Origin of the sequence: Stenotrophomonas sp. 2YAF22, assembly GCF_052114665.1 — a bacterium.
GTDB classification, from domain to species: Bacteria; Pseudomonadota; Gammaproteobacteria; order Xanthomonadales; family Xanthomonadaceae; genus Stenotrophomonas; species Stenotrophomonas indicatrix.
In genome coordinates this window covers 1-1586 of record NZ_JBFRFE010000798.1, presented here as the reverse complement: position 1 = coordinate 1586, position 1586 = coordinate 1, and the positions used below count along the sequence as shown (strand labels likewise).

Below are 1586 nucleotides of genomic sequence, written 5' to 3'. Positions count from 1 at the left end.
GCGTTGTCCTGCACCAGGTCGCTGGCATAGTGGCGGTGCGCATCGCCACAGGCGGTCACCACGTTGCCGAAGCCCACCTTCTGGATGTGATCGAGCAGGCGCCGGCGGCTGGACAGATAGCCGGACCACTGGTCATCGGAGGACTGCACGACGCCGTCCTTCTCGCGCATGTAGTTGCCCAGTGAGACCTGGTGCGCGATCGCGTGCCAGCGCGGCGCGGCATCGGCCAGGCCATCGAACAGCCATTGCTCCTGCTTCGCGCCCACAATGCTGCGCTCGGAAGATTCCACCTGTCCGCGCTGCGCCATGTCCACCTGCTTGCTGCGGTACTGGCGGGTATCGAGCAGGTGCAGGTCCAGCAACGTGCCGTAGCGCGCGCGACGGAACATCTGCATATGACCATCGCGCGGGAACGACGAAGCGCGCAACGGCATGTTTTCGTAATACGCCTGGAAAGCCTGTGCGCGGCGCAGCAGGAACAGCTCGCTGGGCGTACCGTCCTGGTCTTCGGCACCCGCCCAGTTGTTGTCCACTTCGTGGTCATCGAACGTGACGAACCACGGTGACGCAGCGTGCGCCGCCTGCAGGTCCGTATCGGTCTTGTACTGCGCGTAGCGGCGGCGATAGTCGTCGAGCGTATAGGTCTGTGGGCCAACGTGGTTGCGCAGGTTGGTGAACGGCTGACCGTTCATCTTCCGCATGCCGGGCTGGCTTTCACCCTCATAGATGTAGTCGCCGTAATGGAACACGAAATCGAGTGGTTCCTCGGCAATGTGCCGCCAGGCCGTGTAGTGCCCTTCCTCGAAATGCTGGCATCCGGCCACCGCGAAGCGCACGCGCTTGATCGGCGCGTTCGCCGCAGGCAGGGTGTGGGTGCGTCCGATCGCACTGGCATGGCCTCCCACGGTGAAGCGGTACCAGTACGGCCGCCCAGGCAACAGGCCGTCCAGTTCCACGTGCAGCGCATGGCCCAGTTCGGGGTGGGCCAGCGAGGTACCCTGTCGCACCACGGTGCGCATGCCCTCGTCATCAGCCACCTGCCATCCCACCACCATCGGCCGGGTGGGCATGCCGCCACCGAACACCAGGGGCTCGGTGGCCAGCCGCGTCCACAGCACCATGCCGTCGGCCGACGGATCACCCGACGCCACGCCGAGGGTGAACGGCGTACTGGCAAAGCGCGGCGAGGCCAACAGATTGCGTGGATTCAGTGCTGCCGCATCGCTCTGCGCAGCCAGCGCGCGGGCAGTGCCGGCCCACGCACCCAATGCGGAAAGTCCGGACAGGGCAAGGAAACGCCTGCGATTGATCGTATCCACGACGGTCGCCTTCAGTTGTAGATGATGTGGAAGTAGAAGAAGCGACCGTAGTCGTCGACCTCGGTGCGGAAGCGTCCGTTCGGACCGGTGCTGTAGGTGGGCTGGGTATTGAACAGGTTCTTCGCCTCGTACTTCAGCGTCACGTGCTTGCTGACCTTGTGGCTGAAGRCCAGGTTGAAGGTCATGTACGGGTCGTAGTACGAGTCCAGCCACTGGGTATCGCCGAAGTCGACCAGCATGCGGCTGCGGTAGGTACCGGACACGCGC

At 64.4% G+C, this 1586-nt stretch carries 2 protein-coding genes; both read right to left on the bottom strand.

Annotated features, from left to right (window positions below):
* Positions 1-1319 (bottom strand): alkaline phosphatase D family protein (locus tag AB4Y84_RS21225; RefSeq protein WP_442250884.1); only part of this gene is annotated, 1319 nt, incomplete at its 3' end.
* Between the two features lie 11 nt (positions 1320-1330).
* A partial coding sequence (locus tag AB4Y84_RS21220) for a hypothetical protein (RefSeq protein ID WP_442250883.1) occupies positions 1331-1586 on the bottom strand: 256 nt, incomplete at its 5' end.